At 63.4% G+C, this 17,409-nt stretch carries 15 protein-coding genes; 14 read left to right on the top strand and 1 reads right to left on the bottom strand.

The genetic code is table 11. The annotated features are described in order from the left end of the window. Nucleotides 1–19 precede the first annotated feature (19 nt). Entirely contained in the window at nucleotides 20–1,486 is a 1,467-nt protein-coding gene (locus ACODTJ_RS20940) for a hypothetical protein (RefSeq protein ID WP_488849780.1), read from the bottom strand. A 399-nt stretch (nucleotides 1,487–1,885) separates the two neighbouring features. Between ACODTJ_RS20940 and ACODTJ_RS20935 the strand changes: the two genes are divergently transcribed. The 14 genes from ACODTJ_RS20935 to ACODTJ_RS20870 all read left to right on the top strand — a co-directional run bounded on the left by ACODTJ_RS20935 (nucleotide 1,886) and on the right by ACODTJ_RS20870 (nucleotide 17,240). Next, complete coding sequence (locus ACODTJ_RS20935) at nucleotides 1,886–2,218, top strand: hypothetical protein (protein WP_488849779.1); 333 nt, start codon at nucleotides 1,886–1,888, stop codon at nucleotides 2,216–2,218. Beyond that, nucleotides 2,181–3,908 carry a type II secretion system protein GspD gene (locus ACODTJ_RS20930; RefSeq protein ID WP_488849778.1) on the top strand — a complete coding sequence of 576 codons (1,728 nt, stop codon included), beginning with the start codon at nucleotides 2,181–2,183 and terminating at the stop codon, nucleotides 3,906–3,908. The genes ACODTJ_RS20935 and ACODTJ_RS20930 overlap by 38 nt, the downstream gene beginning before the upstream one ends. A 2-nt stretch (nucleotides 3,909–3,910) precedes the next feature. Then, a complete protein-coding gene (locus tag ACODTJ_RS20925; protein ID WP_488849777.1) occupies nucleotides 3,911–4,711 on the top strand; it encodes a hypothetical protein in 801 nt (266 codons plus the stop codon). After that, nucleotides 4,708–5,130, top strand: coding sequence for a hypothetical protein (locus ACODTJ_RS20920; RefSeq protein WP_488849776.1), 423 nt, complete (start codon nucleotides 4,708–4,710; stop codon nucleotides 5,128–5,130). The genes ACODTJ_RS20925 and ACODTJ_RS20920 overlap by 4 nt, the downstream gene beginning before the upstream one ends. Nucleotides 5,131–5,138: 8 nt before the next feature. Beyond that, the gene (locus ACODTJ_RS20915; RefSeq protein WP_488849775.1) at nucleotides 5,139–5,363 is read left to right on the top strand and encodes a hypothetical protein; all 225 of its coding nucleotides are present in this window, start codon (nucleotides 5,139–5,141) and stop codon (nucleotides 5,361–5,363) included. Between the two features lie 12 nt (nucleotides 5,364–5,375). Then, nucleotides 5,376–7,049, top strand: a complete 1,674-nt coding sequence (locus tag ACODTJ_RS20910; RefSeq protein WP_488849774.1) for a GspE/PulE family protein — start codon at nucleotides 5,376–5,378, stop codon at nucleotides 7,047–7,049. A gap of 48 nt (nucleotides 7,050–7,097) precedes the next feature. Further along, nucleotides 7,098–7,601 (top strand): hypothetical protein, encoded by a 504-nt coding sequence (locus tag ACODTJ_RS20905; protein ID WP_488849773.1) that lies wholly within the window; start codon nucleotides 7,098–7,100, stop codon nucleotides 7,599–7,601. A 1-nt stretch (nucleotide 7,602) separates the two neighbouring features. Further along, nucleotides 7,603–8,772, top strand: coding sequence for a type II secretion system F family protein (locus ACODTJ_RS20900; RefSeq protein ID WP_488849772.1), 1,170 nt, complete (start codon nucleotides 7,603–7,605; stop codon nucleotides 8,770–8,772). 20 nt (nucleotides 8,773–8,792) lie between these two features. Beyond that, entirely contained in the window at nucleotides 8,793–9,530 is a 738-nt protein-coding gene (locus ACODTJ_RS20895; RefSeq protein WP_488849771.1) for a hypothetical protein, read from the top strand. Beyond that, complete coding sequence (locus ACODTJ_RS20890) at nucleotides 9,531–10,334, top strand: DUF6998 domain-containing protein (protein ID WP_488849770.1); 804 nt, start codon at nucleotides 9,531–9,533, stop codon at nucleotides 10,332–10,334. Beyond that, entirely contained in the window at nucleotides 10,312–11,811 is a 1,500-nt protein-coding gene (locus ACODTJ_RS20885; RefSeq protein WP_488849769.1) for a hypothetical protein, read from the top strand. Before ACODTJ_RS20890 ends, ACODTJ_RS20885 begins: the two co-directional genes overlap by 23 nt. Before the next feature lie 68 nt (nucleotides 11,812–11,879). Then, nucleotides 11,880–12,632, top strand: a complete 753-nt coding sequence (locus tag ACODTJ_RS20880; RefSeq protein ID WP_488849768.1) for an ImuA family protein — start codon at nucleotides 11,880–11,882, stop codon at nucleotides 12,630–12,632. Beyond that, the gene (locus ACODTJ_RS20875; RefSeq protein WP_488849767.1) at nucleotides 12,547–14,070 is read left to right on the top strand and encodes a DUF6504 family protein; all 1,524 of its coding nucleotides are present in this window, start codon (nucleotides 12,547–12,549) and stop codon (nucleotides 14,068–14,070) included. The genes ACODTJ_RS20880 and ACODTJ_RS20875 overlap by 86 nt, the downstream gene beginning before the upstream one ends. Then, nucleotides 14,067–17,240, top strand: a complete 3,174-nt coding sequence (locus ACODTJ_RS20870) for an error-prone DNA polymerase (RefSeq protein WP_488849766.1) — start codon at nucleotides 14,067–14,069, stop codon at nucleotides 17,238–17,240. Before ACODTJ_RS20875 ends, ACODTJ_RS20870 begins: the two co-directional genes overlap by 4 nt. Nucleotides 17,241–17,409 lie beyond the last annotated feature (169 nt).

Below are 17,409 nucleotides of genomic sequence, written 5' to 3'. Positions count from 1 at the left end.
GGCGCCTTCGAAAAGGGGCTTAGCGTGCGATTGTTCGAAGGATTGCGTGCTCCTGACCAAGCATCCTGGCAACCACCTCGTCTGCGTCCCGAGCCTCGAAGGATCGCCCCTGATCGGTCCGAAATGCCAGGCCGGCGATTTGCTCTGGCGGAATGTTGGCGCGGTTGCTCTCCTGCAGGACCGGGGTGATCTGCGAGAGCGAGGATTGGGCCGCGATGTGACTGAGGTCGATGACCCATTTGCTGATGCCGGATAGCTCGCGAAGGCGCTCGTTCGCAGCCGCGATGGATTCGGCCAATTCAGCGGGGCTCAAACGGGTGAGCGTGCGGCGGCGCTGCTCGATCGCGGCGGCCACCTCGTCACCCATGCCGTTCAGCTCCGCGAGGCGCCTGGCATGCCCCGAGTGAAAGAGCATATGGCAGCCCTTGCAGACGCAAAGAATGCCTGTCAGCCGCTGTACACCGACAGCCCCGTCCTCGTCTCCGATGGTCCAATCCCAGATCTCGTGGGCCTGGATTGTGGGCGGAGGGTCGTCGGGTTGATGGATGGCCTTGGCGATCGCGCTAGGACCTCGTCCGCCACAGATCGCGCATCGGTGGCCACTGGCGGCATAGGTCTGCTTACGGACGTGATCCCAATAGTCCCTATCGAACAGGCTCCACAGATTTTGCCCCGCGGCGTACAGAGGCAGGCTCGGCATGCTGATAGCAGTCGGGGAGGGCCAGATTGCCATCGGCAAGAGCCGCCCGAAGGCCTGAAGGTCCATTTCGGGCGTCACGAACCAGGGCGACGCTCCCGACACAGAGATGTCCCTGATGGCGCCGAGGCGCTCAACTTGACCTGAAAGGGACGGTGGCACAGGCAGGTAGATCCGGCGCTCTCGCGGTGCTGCGTTGGCAGTCGCGGTACGGTGAGCCTCCGTGCGCCCGCTGGCAGCTGCGAGTGCGGTCTCCTGCGCCCAATCTCGAACCAGCAGAAGGGCGTCCAGGCCACAGGCTGACGCCTGCTCGATCCATTCGTTCGATTTGCGCTTCCGGAGCAATGCCGTTGCCCGAGCGTGGATGCCGTCGCTTCGAGCCTTGATCGTGCGGCCAGGCGGCCCGAGGCGCCCCATGAGGGGAGCTGCCTTGCCCAGGTTCGCCAGGGATCTCTGCAGGCGGGAGACGCTATCCTTGGCGGCCTTCAGCTCAGCCAGGTTGCCATGCGCTCGTTCGCGGATGCTGAAAAGCGCGTCCTCAGCTGTCTGCAGGCGAACGACGGCGCGCCTATGAAGGCGTCCTAGCAACGGGATCGTCGCAACGGCCGAGGTCAGTTCGCAGCGGCGGCGGAGGCCCTCGATCGGCGCGTGTGCCTTGTCGAAAAGCGCATCGAGCTCGCGGCGGGAGGCGGAAAGGGTTGAGACGTTGAGCCGCGCAGCCGGAAGCGCCGCGCGCACCACGCGGCTTGCCGCGACGACGGCGCTATTCACCGATTCCTTGCCGCTCATAATTGCTTTTGCCGATCCATTCCTTGAGGAGTTTGTCCGCAATCCATGCAAGGTGGAAGGATTAATCCACCGCCCACATGAATCGAGGAAGCGGACCTTGACCATCATTCAAATTGACCCGAATGATCGAAGCCGTTCCTGAGGCCACCCCGAGGAATCGGCGCTACGTTAATGAATTCGATCAGATCGATCCTCTTGCTCACAGCCTTGTCCATGGCGTCTCACGCCGTGGCGCAGGGTCCTGCGAGCCCGCCGACCTCAACTCCGGCCGCCCCCAGACCCGTTCCGGCTCAGCCTTCGTCACCGTCACAGCCGCCCCCGGGTCAGGATGCGCGTCAGAATCCATTCCTGCCGGTGAATACTGCGGAAGAGGACCGCCGGATCGCGGATCGGGAGCGGATGAAGGGGATCGTCAGGGATCTCTTCCCCGAGCTGCGCAGCATGCTTCAGGGCGACTTCAACACCCTGCGCGGACAGGTCGATGAGGCGAAGCGCGGTCTCGAAGACACCAAGAAGCAGATTTCGGATCTGGCTGCGAAGAACGCGCAGCTGCCGGCCCCGGGCACCCCTCAGCCCGCCACCCCCGCAACTCCCAAAGGTCCGAAGCTGCCGGAAGGCGCCAAGTTCATCGGATGTGTCAATGGAAAGGCCCTTTACCGTGACGGCAAGCAAGGTTTCAGCTTCACCTGGACCGGTGCAGAAGCGGAAGTTTTCGGCTGCGACGCTCGCTAGCGTCGCGCTGACCGCTCTCGTCTCCGGTTGCGGGCAGAACCTGCCGGAGCCGGGGCGTCTTCCGACCCAATCCGAGGCACTCAAGGCTACCCAGGAGCGCTTCAACGCCGACGGCGGCGCGGTCGCGATCAAACGCATTCGCGTGCCGGCGTCATCGCTGCAGCCGCGTGCGGTTCGGCAGGGTGTCTCGGCCGCGCTTCGGGCCCGCCAGATCAGGGTCCAGTTCCCTGGGACCGACGGTACGGTGGCTGACCTCGTCCAGGCGCTCTCGGCCGCTGGGGTGCAGCTCGCCTTCAGCTGGAGCGATCCGGTCGTTGGAACCTCATCCCCGACCACGTCTGGTGCGCCGGTTCGTCCGGGCGCAGCCCCTGCGGCTGCGTCGGTCTCCTCGGGTGGTGCTGGTAGCGGTGGTGACGCCGTCCTCAAGCGCCGGCTCCCATTCCCGCAATATGACGGCACGCTCGGCGGGTTGCTCGATACCCTGAAGACCGGCCTCGGCATCGTCTTCTGGCAGGAAGGCAACACGATCTTTCTGTCGGACAAGAACCGCTTCGCGATCGCCCTGCCTCAGAACGAGGACATCCTGAAGGGCGTCCAGGAATCGCTGCGCAATCTGGGGGCGACCGAGATCGTCATGTCGGTGGATGCCGGCAAGATCGTGTATTCGGCCAATCCGACCCTTCAGGACGACATCATTGCGCCTTTCCTGAAGCGTACGGTCCGCAACCTGGCGACCGTCGACCTTCGGGTCGCCGTCGTCTCGCTGACGATGAACGACAAGTCGGCGCAAGGCTTCGACTGGAGCAAGTTCGCCGCGATCGTCGACCAGCGTCAGAAGGGCATCGCGGAAGCGCTGAGCGTCAAGGATGTCTCCCAGGCCGCGACCAACACCACGATCGGGAACAACGGCACCGCGACGAACACCGTCAACTCTCTGGCGAACAGCAACGCTCCGCAGTCGATCCTGCCGACGACGGTCGTGAACCAAAAGGGCGGTGTCGTGGACCTGACGAAGACCGGGCTCGTGCTCGGGACGACGCAGGTCGGCACGCTCTTTGGCGCGCAGACGGTGACGTCGGTCTCGACAGCCATCGCCTTCCTGTCGACCTTCGGCAACACCAACGTCACCCAGAACGTCGAGCTCCGTACGCTCTCGGGCCGTCAGGTGAAGATCCGCTCCGGTGACGAGATCCCCTATGTGAAGGGTATCGGCATCGGCACGCTCGGCTCGGCCGGCACCGCGGCTGCGAACGGGACTGCCGGCGGCAGCTCGAACTCGAACACGCTCGGCACAGCCCAGACGGAGACGGTGAAGACCGGTCTCACGGTCGAGATGGTCCCGCGTTTCGACTCTGACGCCGAGCTCGTCACCACCGATCTGAAGATGGAGCTGAAGTCGCTCGTCGAGTTCGTGAAGCTCGATGCGGGCAATCAGCTCGGCAGCCTTACCCAGCCGCGAACCCAGGACCAGGAGCTCTCGAACATCGTTCGCATGCGTGCCGGCCAGACCGCGGTCATTGGCGGCATCCAGTACGATCAGGAGCAGTTCGACGGCAACGAGCCGACATTCCTGCGCGACAAGATGAAGGCTCGTAGCCAGTCGGCCGGCTACCGGGCGCAGAACGTCACCCGGAACGCGCTTTTCATCATCCTGCAGCCCACCGTGACGACCTACGAACCGGTGGAGTGATCATGGACAACGTCATCGACACCCAGGTCGGGGCTCCGAACAAGGCGATCGTCGGCTGGCTTGAGGCCGGCACGGCCCGAAAGGACACGATCGAGCATATCAAGGACTATGCGGCGCGGTTCTTCGTCTCGCCGAACACGACTTGGTACGCGACCATGCCCTTCATGGGCGGGTTCCTGTACGAGATCCACGAAGGCGGTGTCGGCCAGTCCTATCTCCCGGATATCGCCAAGGCTCTCGCCGAGCGCCGCGATCCGGCCTGGTTCCGGACCGGGCGTCGCGTCTACTCGGTGGCGATGCGCGACGGTCTTCCGGCGCTGGTTCTCCAGCCCGAGAAGGAATCGCTTGCCCTGATCGCTGCGGGCGCCGGTCAGCTGGTCGCCAAGGGCAAGATGCAGCGGCTGGTTCGCCGCGGCACCGGGACGCTTGTCGTCGGCTCCGCGCTGTTCGGCATCGGAGCGACCTTCCTCTCGATCGCCTGGGGCATCAACGCCGTCGCGAACCTCTTCTACGCCCCGACGATCCGGCAGCTCGAAACCGATCAGTTGCCCCACCGCAGCTGGTCGCTCGTCGAGCGCGTGCCGGCGCATCTTTATGTCGAGGCCCTGCGCTTCAAGGACAATCAGTGGACGACCTCGATCAAGCCGATCGGTGGTCGCGCTGAGCCCACGCCTGCGCTTCCGCTACCCGCGGTCCAGACGCCGACCGCGGTGCCGAGCTCGCCGCCTCCTGTGGCGATCCCTGCCCAACCTGCTCCGCTGCCGATCCCGGCGCCGATTTCGACCACGGGTGTGACGCGATGAAGGTTCGGACCGCAGTCGGCATTATTCTCGGGTTGACGGGCATCGGCATGTTCGCGCTCGGGACGGTGGTCATGGGCCGGGCCCTAGATCGCAACGTCGTCAACGAGCAGATGGCGCAGCGGGTCGAGACGTCCTGCCGCACGCATCTGGCTCGCCTGACCTCTTCCTCCGGGACTGCTCCAGCCTCTCTGGGAACACCCGCCGGCGGCGCGCGATCGATGAACTTCCTTCCGGGAGGCGACATCGAAATCGACTTCGGGGAGGTCAAAGGCGATCCGCGCTTGGCCCTTGCCGACGCAACCGCGTCGCTTGCGACCTGCCCGACGCGCCGCATCACCGAGGTTTGCCTGGGAACGAGCTGCTCACGCCAGCCGACCAGCCAAATCCGCCTCGTCGTCCGACTTTCCAGTGTGAAGTGAGAAATCCGATGAACTCGTTCTTCAAGTTCGCCCGCATCATGGACGTGGTGACCGCCATCGCCATGGTTCTGATTGCGATCTGGATGGTCTACGCCAACTGGCCGGCGCCGACCTTCTGGACCTGGGTCGCTATCATCGGCGCGATCGTGAGCATCCCGATGGCCTTCATCGACATGGGGCAGCTGATCCGCACCCATGTTCTCGGCCGGTTCACGCGCGTCAAGCGGGGCTGATCCGTGGGGATCATGGATCTCTTCCGCCGGCGCGATATCGAGCTGGCGCCTCCCGATACGGACTTCGTGCCGACCGGTGGCCTTCTCGGCGATGGCGAGAAGCACCACTTCGCGGAGTTTCTGATCGAGAGGAAGCGCGTCCTCCGCGAACACGCTGGCGCCGCGCTCATGGAGCAGCGCGTCACGGGCGAGCGCATCGGAGCGATCCTGGTGCGGACGGGCTTTCTTCCGCAGGAAGAGCTCGTTCACTCGATCCTCGAATTCAACCCGGACCGGATCGCGACGGAGAAGGTCACGGTCTCCAAGATTCCCGTCGAGATCCTCGAAGAGAAGTCGATCACCATCTCGGCGGATGTCGGCGGCACGGTCTATGTCGGCACGATGAGCGACGAGATGGAAATCGAGCGCCTCGTCCACAGCTACTATCCCGATCGCAAGATCGAGTTCGTCGCCTTCATGCCCAACCTCCACGCCGAATTCCTTGACCGCATCAGGCGGACGAGTTCGGAGGTGAAGGACGTCCGGCAGGAAGAGATCATGGAGCGGCTGCTCTTCCGCGGCCTCAAGGAAGGGGCCTCGGACATCCACATCGAGCCGAAGGCCCGTTCCTATTCGGTCTTCTTCCGGAAGCTCGGCGAGCGCTCGCTCGTCCACGAGGGCCCGCTCGACGAATACAACATCGTTTCGGCCCAGCTGAAGGACCGCTCCGGCATGGACCTGGCCGAGCGCCGGATCAATCAGGACGGCGGCTTCCAGCTGGAGCAGTCCGGCCGCTTCATCGACCTTCGCGTCACGACCGTTCCGACCGTCGAAGGCGAGAACATCGTGGTCCGCATTCTCGACTCAGAGAAGGTGCGCCCGAAGCTGGAAGCGCTCGGCATTTCGAATTTGCAGGCGTGGCGCCGCGGCGTGACCCGTCAGAGCGGCATCAATCTGATCTGCGGGCCGACGGGCTCGGGCAAAACGACGACACTCAACGCGACCATGGCCGGCTTCGATCGGTTCGGGAAGCGCGTCTACACGATCGAAGACCCGGTCGAATATCGGCTCGCGAACGTCGGACAGGTCAACGCCAATCCTCAGGTCGGCCTCGACTTCGCGCGGGCCCTGAAGGGCTTCATGCGAGCTGACCCGGACATCATCGCAGTGGGCGAGGTGCGCGATCACGAGACGGCACGCAATGCGATCAAGGCCGCGGATACCGGGCATCTGGTCATCTGTACCCTGCACACGAGCTCGATCATCTCCTCGCTGTCGCGTCTGCGCGATCTCGGCGTCGAGCCCCACGAGCTGCGCTTCAACCTGCGGGCCGTTCTGGTCCAGACGCTGGTCAAGGTGATCTGCAAGCACTGCGGCGGCCTCGGCGACGATCCCGAGGACCACCACAAGCACTGCCCGGTCTGCCTGGGCGGTGGCTACGACGACCGGACCATCGTGTCCGAAAGCGTGTCGTTCGGCGACTTCCAGGAGGTCGATCGGATCATCGCCATGACGGCGCCGGGCGCCGACGTCACGCAGGGCTTCCCCTGGCGCGAGATGATCGATGACGCGATCGACAAGATGGTCGCCGGCATCACGACAATCGACGAGCTCGTGCGCGTATTCGGTGAGTACGCCGAGGAGCGCTGCGCGAGGCGCGGCATCGATCACACGAAATACCGGCTGCGGAAATTCCTGAAGAGCTGACGCCGCGCGAGATCTCGCCGGCCGAGACGAGTTTGATCGGAGACTAGCGTGTACCAGCTCATCGTGGCTGTCTTCGCGATCGCAATCGCCGCGACCCTCGTCGCCGGCGGCGTCACCTATCTCAACACCGATATCGGTGTGCGCTCTGCGACGGCTGACAGCGTTGTTGCGGGCGAGCGCGCCTTCAACCTGGCGCTCGGTGCCTACCGGGTCGCCAACAGCGGCGCGGTGCCCGGGAAGGCGACATGGATCGCGGATCTCGCACCCTACTTCCCGGCAGGCCATGCCACGCTGCTCGATGGCGGCCGCCTGGGAGGCGTGATGTTGCCTCCGAAGGGGATGCGGTGGGTTTATGACCTCGACGGCTCTGGGAAGCCCTTCCTGTGCCTCCGCAACGATGACGGGGCTCAGATCGGTCAAGCGGTCCATGACGGCCTGGCGAGCGTCCTGGGGCGAACGGCGGGCTATCTCGGCAAGGAGTGCGGCGGCGAGCCGAACCCGGCCTTCGACGGGCAGGCCGCGGTGACCTTCACCCTGCAGGCGGGGCTCTGAGATGGCGCGCTACAATCTCCGCATCTCGTCGCCCCGCGGTGGCGTCAAGAACGTCAAGATCGAAGCGAGCTCCGAGAAGGAGGCACGCGACCTTGGCAATCGGCAGGGGAGGGTGATCGCGGCTTCCCGCGACTGGAGCATCGACATCGTTCCAGGCATGAGCAACGGCGAGCGCCACACCTGGATGCTGCGCATGAGCTCCATGCTGGGGTCCAAGGTGCCCACCGGTGATGCCCTGCGGCTCATGTCGGCCAGCTTCGGCGGGAACATCGGCAAAGCCTCGAGGCAGATGCTGGAGCGCGTCGAGGCGGGATCGACGTTGCATGAGGCGATGTCGCAGGACCGGAAGAACTTCCCCTCCACGACCTCGGCACTCGTCCGGGCAGGCGTCGCCACCGGTGAGACCTGGCGGGCACTCAGGGACGCGGCCGAGTTCGAATACAAGATGTCCCATACCTCGCGTGGCGCGATGAAGCAGGTCTACAGCGCGATCGGTTCTTTCGTGATCGCCTACGGCCTGATGCTCGGGACGACCATGTATTTCGGCCCGATGGTCATGGACAATCCGATCTTCAAGAGCGGCAAGGGCGTCGACGTCGAATGGGCCCGAACCCTCGGCGACGTCTCCGTGATCATCATGACCGTCCTGATGGTCATCTTCGCGCTGTTCATGCTCCTGGGCAGCGCTGGCCGCGTGGTCGTGCCCAATGCGGCCGATTGGCTGATCCTGAAGCTGCCGTTCTATCGGGACATGGTCCTCGCCAAGAACAACCACGTCACGCTCTACAAGCTGGGGCTACTCGTCGGATCAGGCGTCCGGATCGAGGAGGCGCTTCGCCTCACAGAGGACGGAGCGCCCCGTGGAGCGCTGAAAACCGACCTGGAACGAGCTCGAAAGGCAGTAAAGGAAGGCAAAAAGAGCTGGGCCCACTCGATGAAGACGCTTCACGAGACAGATAAGGCTGCACTCTCGACAAGTCCTGATAGAAAAGACATCTCTAGAACTTTGCTCGCGCTAGCAACTCAGTATGCTGATCTGTATATTCAGCGTATTGAGACGTTCGGCCCCTTGATGGGGGTAGTAGCTGCAATTTTCATTACTTTGGCGGGTGGAGTAATGTTCGCCCAAACTATCTTGCCAATGCTTCAGCTTGCAGCTGGAATCAACTAGATTTTCTAGGTATCGAACAAATGTCCGTCCTAATCCGCTTATATCAATACTTTCCACCCGTAGTCAAGTACCTGATTTTCGGGTTCGGAGTGCTCATTCTCCTAATTGCGGGTTGGGCAAACGGAATTCTCGACATTGCGACGGCGACATACGTTGCGACCGCAGCGTTTACCGCAGCGCTGGGGCTTCTGACGTGCAAACTGGTCGTCGAGACGACTGCGCTCAGAGAGCAAAGTGCAGCGATCGCAAAAGATGCGCAGATCCCGCTTGTGATCATCTATACCGACCTCGATGAGCAATCGAGTTTGGCGAAGGTCATCGTCGAGAATGCGTCAGACAATCCGGCGTTCGACCTCGAACTGAGGTTCGATCCTGATATTTGGCTGCAATGGCGAAAGAAGGCTCATGACGGCGACAGAATGCTTTCCGACCTGCTTCCGTCGAGCATCGATGTCCTGCCGCCGCGCCAGAAAATTGCTCGAACGTTTGGAGTTTTTTCAACGCTGGACGGGGATTACGGCCCAATCCCTCAGTTCGTGACGACGGCGGAGATTGCCTTTTCATCCGCGTCTGGCAACAGAATTGTTCGTAAGGCGAAGTTGACGACAGCCGCTACTCGGAAGCAGTTCTACGTTGAAAAGGGAACGCCCACTTATAGGAACAAAATTATTGAGAGGGCAGGCAGAGATATCGCCAAAGCGATATCGGGTCTGCGCACCGATCTGCGGCTTTTGGTTAAGGAAACGGACGAAAACTGAATGCGGAGCCCCCTCGCAGCTGAGCGAGTTGATGACCGCCCGACCCTCACCCAGGTGCAGATCATCCGCTCCCTCGCGGACGCGCTCACTTGGCTGGAGCGCGAGCTCTCGTGGGGCGTGCCGGCCCAGGAGCTGCGGGCCCTGACAGGACGTATCGGCGAGCTCTACGCGGCGATGATCACTCGCGGGCAGATGGCCCTGGCGCCGAACCAGCGCGGCTATGATGTCGTCTCCGCCGAGGGCGAGCATATCTCGGTGAAGACGATCACGACCTCCGCCCATGTGAGCTTTAATTCTGCCACCTACGAGCACGTCGATCGGGTGATGATCCTCAGGATCAATGTCGATCCCGCCGGCGACGAGGGGGTTTCAATCGAGGAGGTCATCGACAAGCCGGCCGGCGAGTTCCTGAAGCTCTGCAAGAAACACCCGGACGGGCTCAAGTACACGCCGGCGAGGAGAAAGCTGACTCCGGAAGAGGGCGCGCAGCCGCAGAACCTGAGGATCACGGCGCGCGCGAGTTACGACGGCCACGAACTCGTGCGCTACGAGAACGGCGCGATCGGAGTGCTGAAAGACGGGAGACCGCTCACGATCAACGTGAAGGGCTTTCTGAGGCCGATCGCGGCCGAGCTCGGAATTGCGAGCGAGCATGATGCGACGGTGCTGCTGACGACGCGCCAGCTCGGAAGCTCCGTGATCCGCGCCCTGAACCTCTTGGAAGAGCGCCCCGCTGCAAAGTCGACCAGCCGCGCTCGCGCCGCTGCCACAGTGAAGCGCGATGGCAGACGCGGAACCCGATAGCTTCCAGCCTCCACAGATCGCACGGCAGGTCGTCGAAATCGTCGGCCCGACCATCGACATGACCAGGCTTAAGGCGCTCCTGGAGAGCGCGTTCGGTGCCCGATCCGTAAAGCTGCGAGCGACTGTTCCCCTTGAACTCGAACAGCCGCCGCGGCGGCCGAAGCTCGGAAAGCTCGGCACGCGGATCATGGCGACTCTCGCAGACGGCAAACCTTGGCGCGCAAAGCACCTGATCGCTGAGGTAGCCGAAGGGAGGGTGCCGGCGACAGTGCGCCACGAGATCGATTTGCTCGTTGAGGAAGAGCGCATTCAGCGCCCGCGATCGGGCATCTACATGCTGGCAGGGCTTCCCCCACCAAAGGCGGAGGATATCCGGCCTTTTAGGGAGAGAAGCGGCACCGGGTCGAACGCATCGCGGAACACGACGGGGAAGCGCATTCTGGCGATGTTGGACCAGCCGACGTCGGCGAACAGGATCGTCAAGGAGCTTGGGATCACGCGGCAGCGCGTGGACCAGGTCATGAAAGCGCTCCTGAGCGAGCGTCAGGTAAAGCGCATTCCGGAGCCAGGCCTGAAAGGTCGGTGGCTCTGGATCCTGCCGGACGCCGACGTTAGAAAATCGATACGCGCCCATGTCCCTTCATTGGCCGACGGGCACGAGGCAGTGGTGGCATCGCTCCAGCCGGATGCGTTTCATTCCGTTTCCGCCATCGCGAAAACCGTAGGTCAGTCGAAAATTGCAGTCGCCGCCGGCGTTCGCTCGCTCGAAGGCCGCGGGCTCGTGGTCAGCCTGAAACTCGGGCAACAGAAATACGTCAGCGCAACGCCCCGCGGACTACTCCATCCAGCTCGTACGCCTGATGCGCCGAAGGCCGCGATCGCGAACCTCGCAGAAGCCTTCGGAGAGAAGAGGATCGCCTTCATCGAGACGCTTGGTGTGCTCGGCCAGGCTCGGACATCTGAGGTCACCGCTGCGCTGGTCGGGGCCGACGGCCGCGGCACCGAACTCATGTCTGGGATCATGCTCAACCGTCTTCTCCTCAGCGATTTTGCCGAACCGATCGAGGACGGAACCTCGGGGCAGCGCCGTTATCGGCTGACAGAGGTGGGCAGGCTGGCCGCGGCCTTGATCGCGCGCGACCGCAAGCCGCCGTCAAGGGAGATCCTCGACCAGCGCATCGAAGCCTTCAAGGAACAGCGTACGGCGCGCCTCAGGGCGGTCGGGATGCGGCAGATCGAGAACTCACCCACGGGAGCCGGAAGCCCCGCTCAGAAGGCGCTCCTGGAGGCCCTCGCGACCGGCACCAAGTCCACGAAGGAGCTCGAAGTCGTGATCAGCGACATCGTCAGCAACGTGAAAAGCGTCCACCTGATGCTGAAAACTCTCGCTGGGCGCGGCCTGGTCGAGCGGGTCGGCAACATCAAGACCCAAGGCGGCCTCGCAACGCTCTGGGGACTGAAGCCGGCCTCCGGGTGACCCGGCCTTGACTCTCACGGTGAGAGGAACAAAATAGGAACGCTCCTTCTTCCCCAAGGTCAAGTCCGTTGCGGCCAGAGCCCAACATCGATGCGTTGCGTGATCAGATCGCCAGGATCGAAGGCAGACCGGCGAGGAAAGGTAAGACTCTGCCTTTCGGCATCGAAGCCATCGATAGCCGACTTCCGGGTGCTGGTCTCGCGCTCGGGGCGCTTCACGAGGTCGCAGGAGGAGGAAACGGCGCTGTCGATGGCGCAGCGGCCGCCCTGTTCAGCGCCGGCATCGCCGCTCGGACGCGGGGGAAGGTGCTCTGGTGCATCACTCGTCCGGACCTATTTGCGCCGGCGTTCTCGCAGGCGGGCTTGGCACCGGACCGCGTCATCTATGTCGAGGCTGGAGATGACCAGACGATCCTGGCGTGCATGGAGGAGGGGCTTCGGCACGGAGCTCTGGGGGCGGTTGTCGGAGAGGTCGGCAGGCTCACGATGACCGCATCACGGCGATTGCAGCTCGCGGCCGAGGGATCAGGAACTGTCGGGATCGCGCTGCGAAGATGGCGCAGACAGGCCGACGCTGCTGATTTCGGGCAGCCGACCGCCGCAATGACACGGTGGCGCGTCTCGGTTCTACCGTCCGAGGCGCTTCCAGTGCCCGGGGTAGGGCGGGCTCATTGGCTACTGGAGCTGATACGGGCCAGAGCAGGCGATAGCGCAGATTTCGAAGTTTTGGCGTGCAATGAACAGGGTTCTCTCGATCTCGCTGACCGGTTGGTCGATGGATATGGCCAAGCGCCGGGCGGGTGGCGCCGCGCCAGCGGATGATGTGCCGTTCGTCCTGATCGGGCGGGATGGCAGCCGCAGGTTCGTCCATGCCTGCAACCCCGCTGCGCAGGCGGCCGGCCTACGCCCGGGAACACCGGTCACCAAAGCGCAGGCTCTCGTCCAGGGGCTCGTTTTTCAGGACGTCGATCTTGCGGCCGATGCGCGCGATCTGGAGCAGCTCGCGATCTGGTTTCTCCAGCGAATAGCGCCGATCGTCGATGTGGACGGGTCGGACGGCATCGCCATCGACACCACCGGTACCGAGCGCCTGCACGGAGGCGAGGCGGGCCTCATCGAGGACATGGTTTCCAAGCTTGCTGCAAAGGGCATCCAGGCCCGTGCAGCAGTCGCAGACACACTCGGAGTAGCCCACGCCCTGGCACGGTTCTCCCGGTCGGCAACGGTCATTGCACCACGCGGGCACGGCGCCGGGATCCTGTCGGCCTATCCCCTTGAGTGCCTCCGACTTCCTGCAAATCTGGCGTCGCAGTTGCGCGTCCTCGGCTTTGAGCGGGTCCGCGACCTTCTTGAACAGCCGCGGGCGCCGCTTGCCCTGAGGTTCGGCAATGATCTGACCCGGCGCCTGGATCAGATTTCGGGAGATCTCGTCGAGCCGATCGCCGGCGTGAAGCCGCACGATCTGATCGAGGTGCAGCGGGCGTTCGCCGAGCCAATCGGCGCGGCCGAGACAATCGCGAAGTACATCGACAAGCTCGTTGCGCAGATCGTGACCATCCTCGAGGCGCGCGGCGTAGGCGCGCGCCGCCTCGACCTCATCTGCACGCGTGTCGATAGCGCCGTGCAGGCGGTCAGCGTGGGCCTTGCAACGCCTGTGAGAGATCCAAAGCGCCTGGGCCGACTGCTCCGCGACAAAATCGGGGAGATCGACCCTGGCTGGGGTCTGGAGCGCATGGTGGTGGCTGCCCCGGTGGTGGAGCCGATCGAGCGCCGGCAGATGGCGAGCTCGCTGATCGAGGAGGCCACTCCTGACGTCTCCGACTTGGTGGACACGCTGGTGAACCGGGTCGGAAGCGGCGCCGTCTATCGGATGACTCCAGTCGAGAGCGATGTCCCAGAGCGCTCCGTTGCCCGTATACCGGCGTTGTCGCCCGAAACCGGGTCAGACTGGCCGGATCACTGGCCTCGCCCTGCACGCCTTCTGCAGCGGCCGGAGCAGGTCGACGTTATGGCTCTGCTACCCGACCATCCCCCGGCGCATTTTGTCTGGCGCGGCGTTCGCCGGCGTGTCCAGCGCGCGGATGGGCCCGAGCGCGTGTTCGGGGAGTGGTGGAAGCGGGACTCCGAGCTCGCGGCGGTTCGCGACTATTTCCGCGTCGAGGATACCAGCGGCGAGCGCTACTGGATCTTCAGGGCTGGTGATGGTGTCGATCCAGAGACCGGATCCCATCGCTGGTTCATGCACGGTATTTTCGGATGAGTTACGCCGAGCTCCAGTGCACGAGCCATTTCAGCTTTCAACGCGGTGCTTCGTCGAATGAGGAGCTGATCGCGACGGCCAAGGCCCTTGGCATGTCGGCGGTGGGAATTGCCGACAGGCATTCGCTGGCTGGCATCGTCATGGCGCACGAGGCCGCGAAGGAGGTTGGGATACGCCTGGTCGTCGGCTGTCGGCTCGACCTAGTGGATGGCACAGCGCTGCTCGTTTACCCGATGGATCGGCCGGGATATGGCCGGCTGTGCCGTCTCCTGACGCGCGGGAAGCGGCGAGCAGGGAAGGGGAAGTGTCATCTGGAGTGGGCGGACGTCGTCGAGTTCGCCGAAGGCCTCCTCGCGATCCTCATCCCGGATCAGGCTGACGATGAGACCGCGCTACGGCTGCGTCGCCTTCGAGACAGCTTCGACGATCGGGCCTACATGGCGCTGACGCTGCACCGGCGACCCAACGATCAACTCCGGCTCCACAACTTGTCGAACCTCGCCACCCAGATGCGGGTGCCGACGGTCATCACGAATGACGTCCTCTTCCACGAGCCGGCGCGGCGCATGCTGCAGGATGTCCTCGTCTGCATTCGCCATGGCGTCACCATCGACCAGGCTGGCTTCCGCAGGAACCTGAACGCGGACCGGTATCTGAAGCCGCCCGAGGAGATGCAAAGGCTCTTCTCGCGCTATCCGGAGGCCCTGGCCCGGACGCTGCAGATCGCCAACCGCTGCAACTTCTCGATGGACATGATCTCCTACCAGTACCCGAGCGAGGCCGGGGACCAGGAGACGCCTCAAGAGGCCCTTGCAAGGCTGACCTGGGAGGGCGCTGAGAAGCGCTATCCAGAGGGCGTTCCGGACGACGTGAAGGATACGCTCAATCACGAGCTCACGCTGATCGGGAAGATGGATTACGCGCCTTACTTCCTGACGGTGAACTCGATCGTCCGCTTCGCCCGCTCGCGCGACATTCTCTGCCAGGGGCGCGGCTCGGCCGCGAACTCGGCGGTCTGCTACGTCCTTGGCATCACCTCGATCGATCCGGCGCGCAATGCTCTGCTGTTCGAGCGCTTCGTCTCGGAGGAGCGACGCGAGCCCCCGGATATCGACGTTGATTTCGAACATGAGCGCCGAGAGATCGTCATTCAGTGGATCTACGAGACCTATGGGCGCGACCGGGCGGCCCTGGTTTCGGTCGTCACCAGATATCGCGCCAAAGGCGCCTTGCGAGACGTGTCGAAGGCGCTGGGGCTTCCGGAAGACCTTATTGGGGCCCTGTCATCGCAAACTTCGGCTTGGTCCTCGGAAGGCGTCGAAGACAAGCATCTGAAGGCGCTGAATCTGAACCTGGAAGATAGGCGACTTCGCCTGGCTCTGGATCTCGCCCGTCAGCTTATGGGGACGCCTCGCCACCTGTCGCAGCATCCGGGCGGGTTCGTTCTCACGAATGACCGATTGGACGATCTTGTCCCGATCGAGCCGGCCGCGATGGATGATCGCCAAGTGATCGAGTGGGACAAGGACTCCGTCGCCGCGATGAAATTCATGAAGGTCGACGTTCTGGCGCTTGGCATGCTGACCTGCATGAAGCGAGGGCTCGACCTTTTGGCCGAGCACAAGGGCATCAAGCACGAGCTGGCGACGATCCCTCCGGAGGATCCTCGAACCTATGCCATGATCCGCCGGGCGGACACCGCGGGGGTCTTTCAGATCGAGAGCCGAGCTCAGATGGCGATGGCTCCGAGGCTGAAACCTCGCTCGTTCTATGACCTCGTCATCCAGGTCGCGATCGTGCGCCCCGGGCCCATCCAGGGCAACATGGTGCATCCATATTTGCGGCGCCGGGAGGGGGTTGAGCCTGTCGTGTTTCCGACGAAGGCCTTGGAGGATGTCCTCGGAAAAACGCTAGGCATTCCCCTGTTTCAGGAGCAAGCCATGCGCGTCGCTATCGAATGCGCTGGTTTCACGCCTGGCGAGGCCGACATGCTGCGTAAGAGCATGGCGACCTTCAAGTTCACCGGAGGCGTCTCGCATTTCCGAGACAAGCTGATCAGTGGCATGGTGGCGCGCGGCTATGAGGAGTCGTTCGCCAGCCAGGTGTTCGCCCAGCTCGAAGGGTTCGGCAGTTATGGCTTCCCCGAGAGCCACGCCGCGTCTTTTGCTCTCCTGGCCTATGCATCATCCTGGCTGAAGTGCTGGCATCCGGACGTTTTTTGCGCGGCGATCCTCAACAGCCAGCCGATGGGCTTCTACGCGCCCGCGCAGCTCGTTCGCGATGCGCGGGAGCATGGTGTCGAGATACGACCGCTATGTGTGAACGCGTCCCGATGGGATTGCACGCTGGAGCCGACCGGGGACGACATGCGCTTCGCCGTCAGGTTGGGGCTGAGGATGGCGAAAGGCCTGGCAAACGGCGACGCAGCGGCGCTCGTAGCGCGGCGAGCTGACCGTCCCTATGCAAACGTCGACGACTTATGGCGTCGCGCCGGCGTGCCGATTGCGGCCTTGACCTGCATCGCGGAAGCGGATGGCTTCCGACCCGCTTTCGGTTTGGCGAGGCGTGAGGCGCTCTGGGAGCTGAGAGGGCTGCGGGACGAGCCGCTACCGCTGTTCGTGGCTGCCTCGAAACCTGACCAGGCGCTAGTGCCGGAGCTCTCGGAGCCCGCAGTGACGCTGCGCCCGATGACGGCCGGTGCCGAGGTTGTCGAAGACTACCGGCATGTCTCCTTGAGCCTGAGAGCACACCCTGTCTCGTTCGTTCGCGGCGAACTCCAAAAGCGTCGTATGGTGACCTGTGCAGAGGCGATGAACAGCAGAGATGGGCGCAGGGTCGAACTTGCCGGAATCGTGCTGATGCGCCAGCGCCCGGGCTCGGCAAAGGGCGTGATGTTCGCGACGATCGAGGACGAGCGGGCCTCGGCAAATTTGGTCATCTGGTCCAAGGTCTACGAGCGGTTTCGCAGCGAGATCCTGTCGAGCGCGATGATCGGCGTCCGAGGACGCGTCCAGAGAGAAGGCGACATCACGCACATCATCGTGGATCGCTTGGAGAACCTCTCCGGCCTCCTGGCAAGTGTCGGCCGAAGAGAGAATGCTCAGGCTCGCCCGGATATCGGGCCTGGACCCGATGATGGGATTCGGGTCCGGGCACGAGATTTTCGATAAAGCCGTTAAGGCAGGTGCCGATCGGACAGGAATGAATCGCGATTCCTTCGACAATTCATGGGAATCGAGCGTGCAACGTCTCGTTTCTCCGATTGGGCCCTCATTTTGCCCCTTCGGCGCGGAAAATTCCTCGCAAATTTGAATGAAATAATGGCGCTATTTCATATGG

This window comes from Allobosea sp. FG18 (assembly GCF_057809495.1).
Note: the sequence above shows the minus strand (reverse complement) of the source record. Positions and strands in the feature narration are given on the sequence as shown.

Bases quoted from the DNA above. Each gene is read 5' to 3' on its own strand.
- ACODTJ_RS20940 (WP_488849780.1), bottom strand. From the start codon at position 1,486: ATGAGCGGCAAGGAATCGGTGAATAGCGCCGTCGTCGCGGCAAGCCGC.
- ACODTJ_RS20935 (WP_488849779.1), top strand. From the start codon at position 1,886: ATGAAGGGGATCGTCAGGGATCTCTTCCCCGAGCTGCGCAGCATGCTT.
- ACODTJ_RS20925 (WP_488849777.1), top strand. From the start codon at position 3,911: ATGGACAACGTCATCGACACCCAGGTCGGGGCTCCGAACAAGGCGATC.
- ACODTJ_RS20920 (WP_488849776.1), top strand. From the start codon at position 4,708: ATGAAGGTTCGGACCGCAGTCGGCATTATTCTCGGGTTGACGGGCATC.
- ACODTJ_RS20915 (WP_488849775.1), top strand. From the start codon at position 5,139: ATGAACTCGTTCTTCAAGTTCGCCCGCATCATGGACGTGGTGACCGCC.
- ACODTJ_RS20910 (WP_488849774.1), top strand. From the start codon at position 5,376: ATGGATCTCTTCCGCCGGCGCGATATCGAGCTGGCGCCTCCCGATACG.
- ACODTJ_RS20900 (WP_488849772.1), top strand. From the start codon at position 7,603: ATGGCGCGCTACAATCTCCGCATCTCGTCGCCCCGCGGTGGCGTCAAG.
- ACODTJ_RS20895 (WP_488849771.1), top strand. From the start codon at position 8,793: ATGTCCGTCCTAATCCGCTTATATCAATACTTTCCACCCGTAGTCAAG.
- ACODTJ_RS20890 (WP_488849770.1), top strand. From the start codon at position 9,531: ATGCGGAGCCCCCTCGCAGCTGAGCGAGTTGATGACCGCCCGACCCTC.
- ACODTJ_RS20885 (WP_488849769.1), top strand. From the start codon at position 10,312: ATGGCAGACGCGGAACCCGATAGCTTCCAGCCTCCACAGATCGCACGG.
- ACODTJ_RS20875 (WP_488849767.1), top strand. From the start codon at position 12,547: ATGAACAGGGTTCTCTCGATCTCGCTGACCGGTTGGTCGATGGATATG.
- ACODTJ_RS20870 (WP_488849766.1), top strand. From the start codon at position 14,067: ATGAGTTACGCCGAGCTCCAGTGCACGAGCCATTTCAGCTTTCAACGC.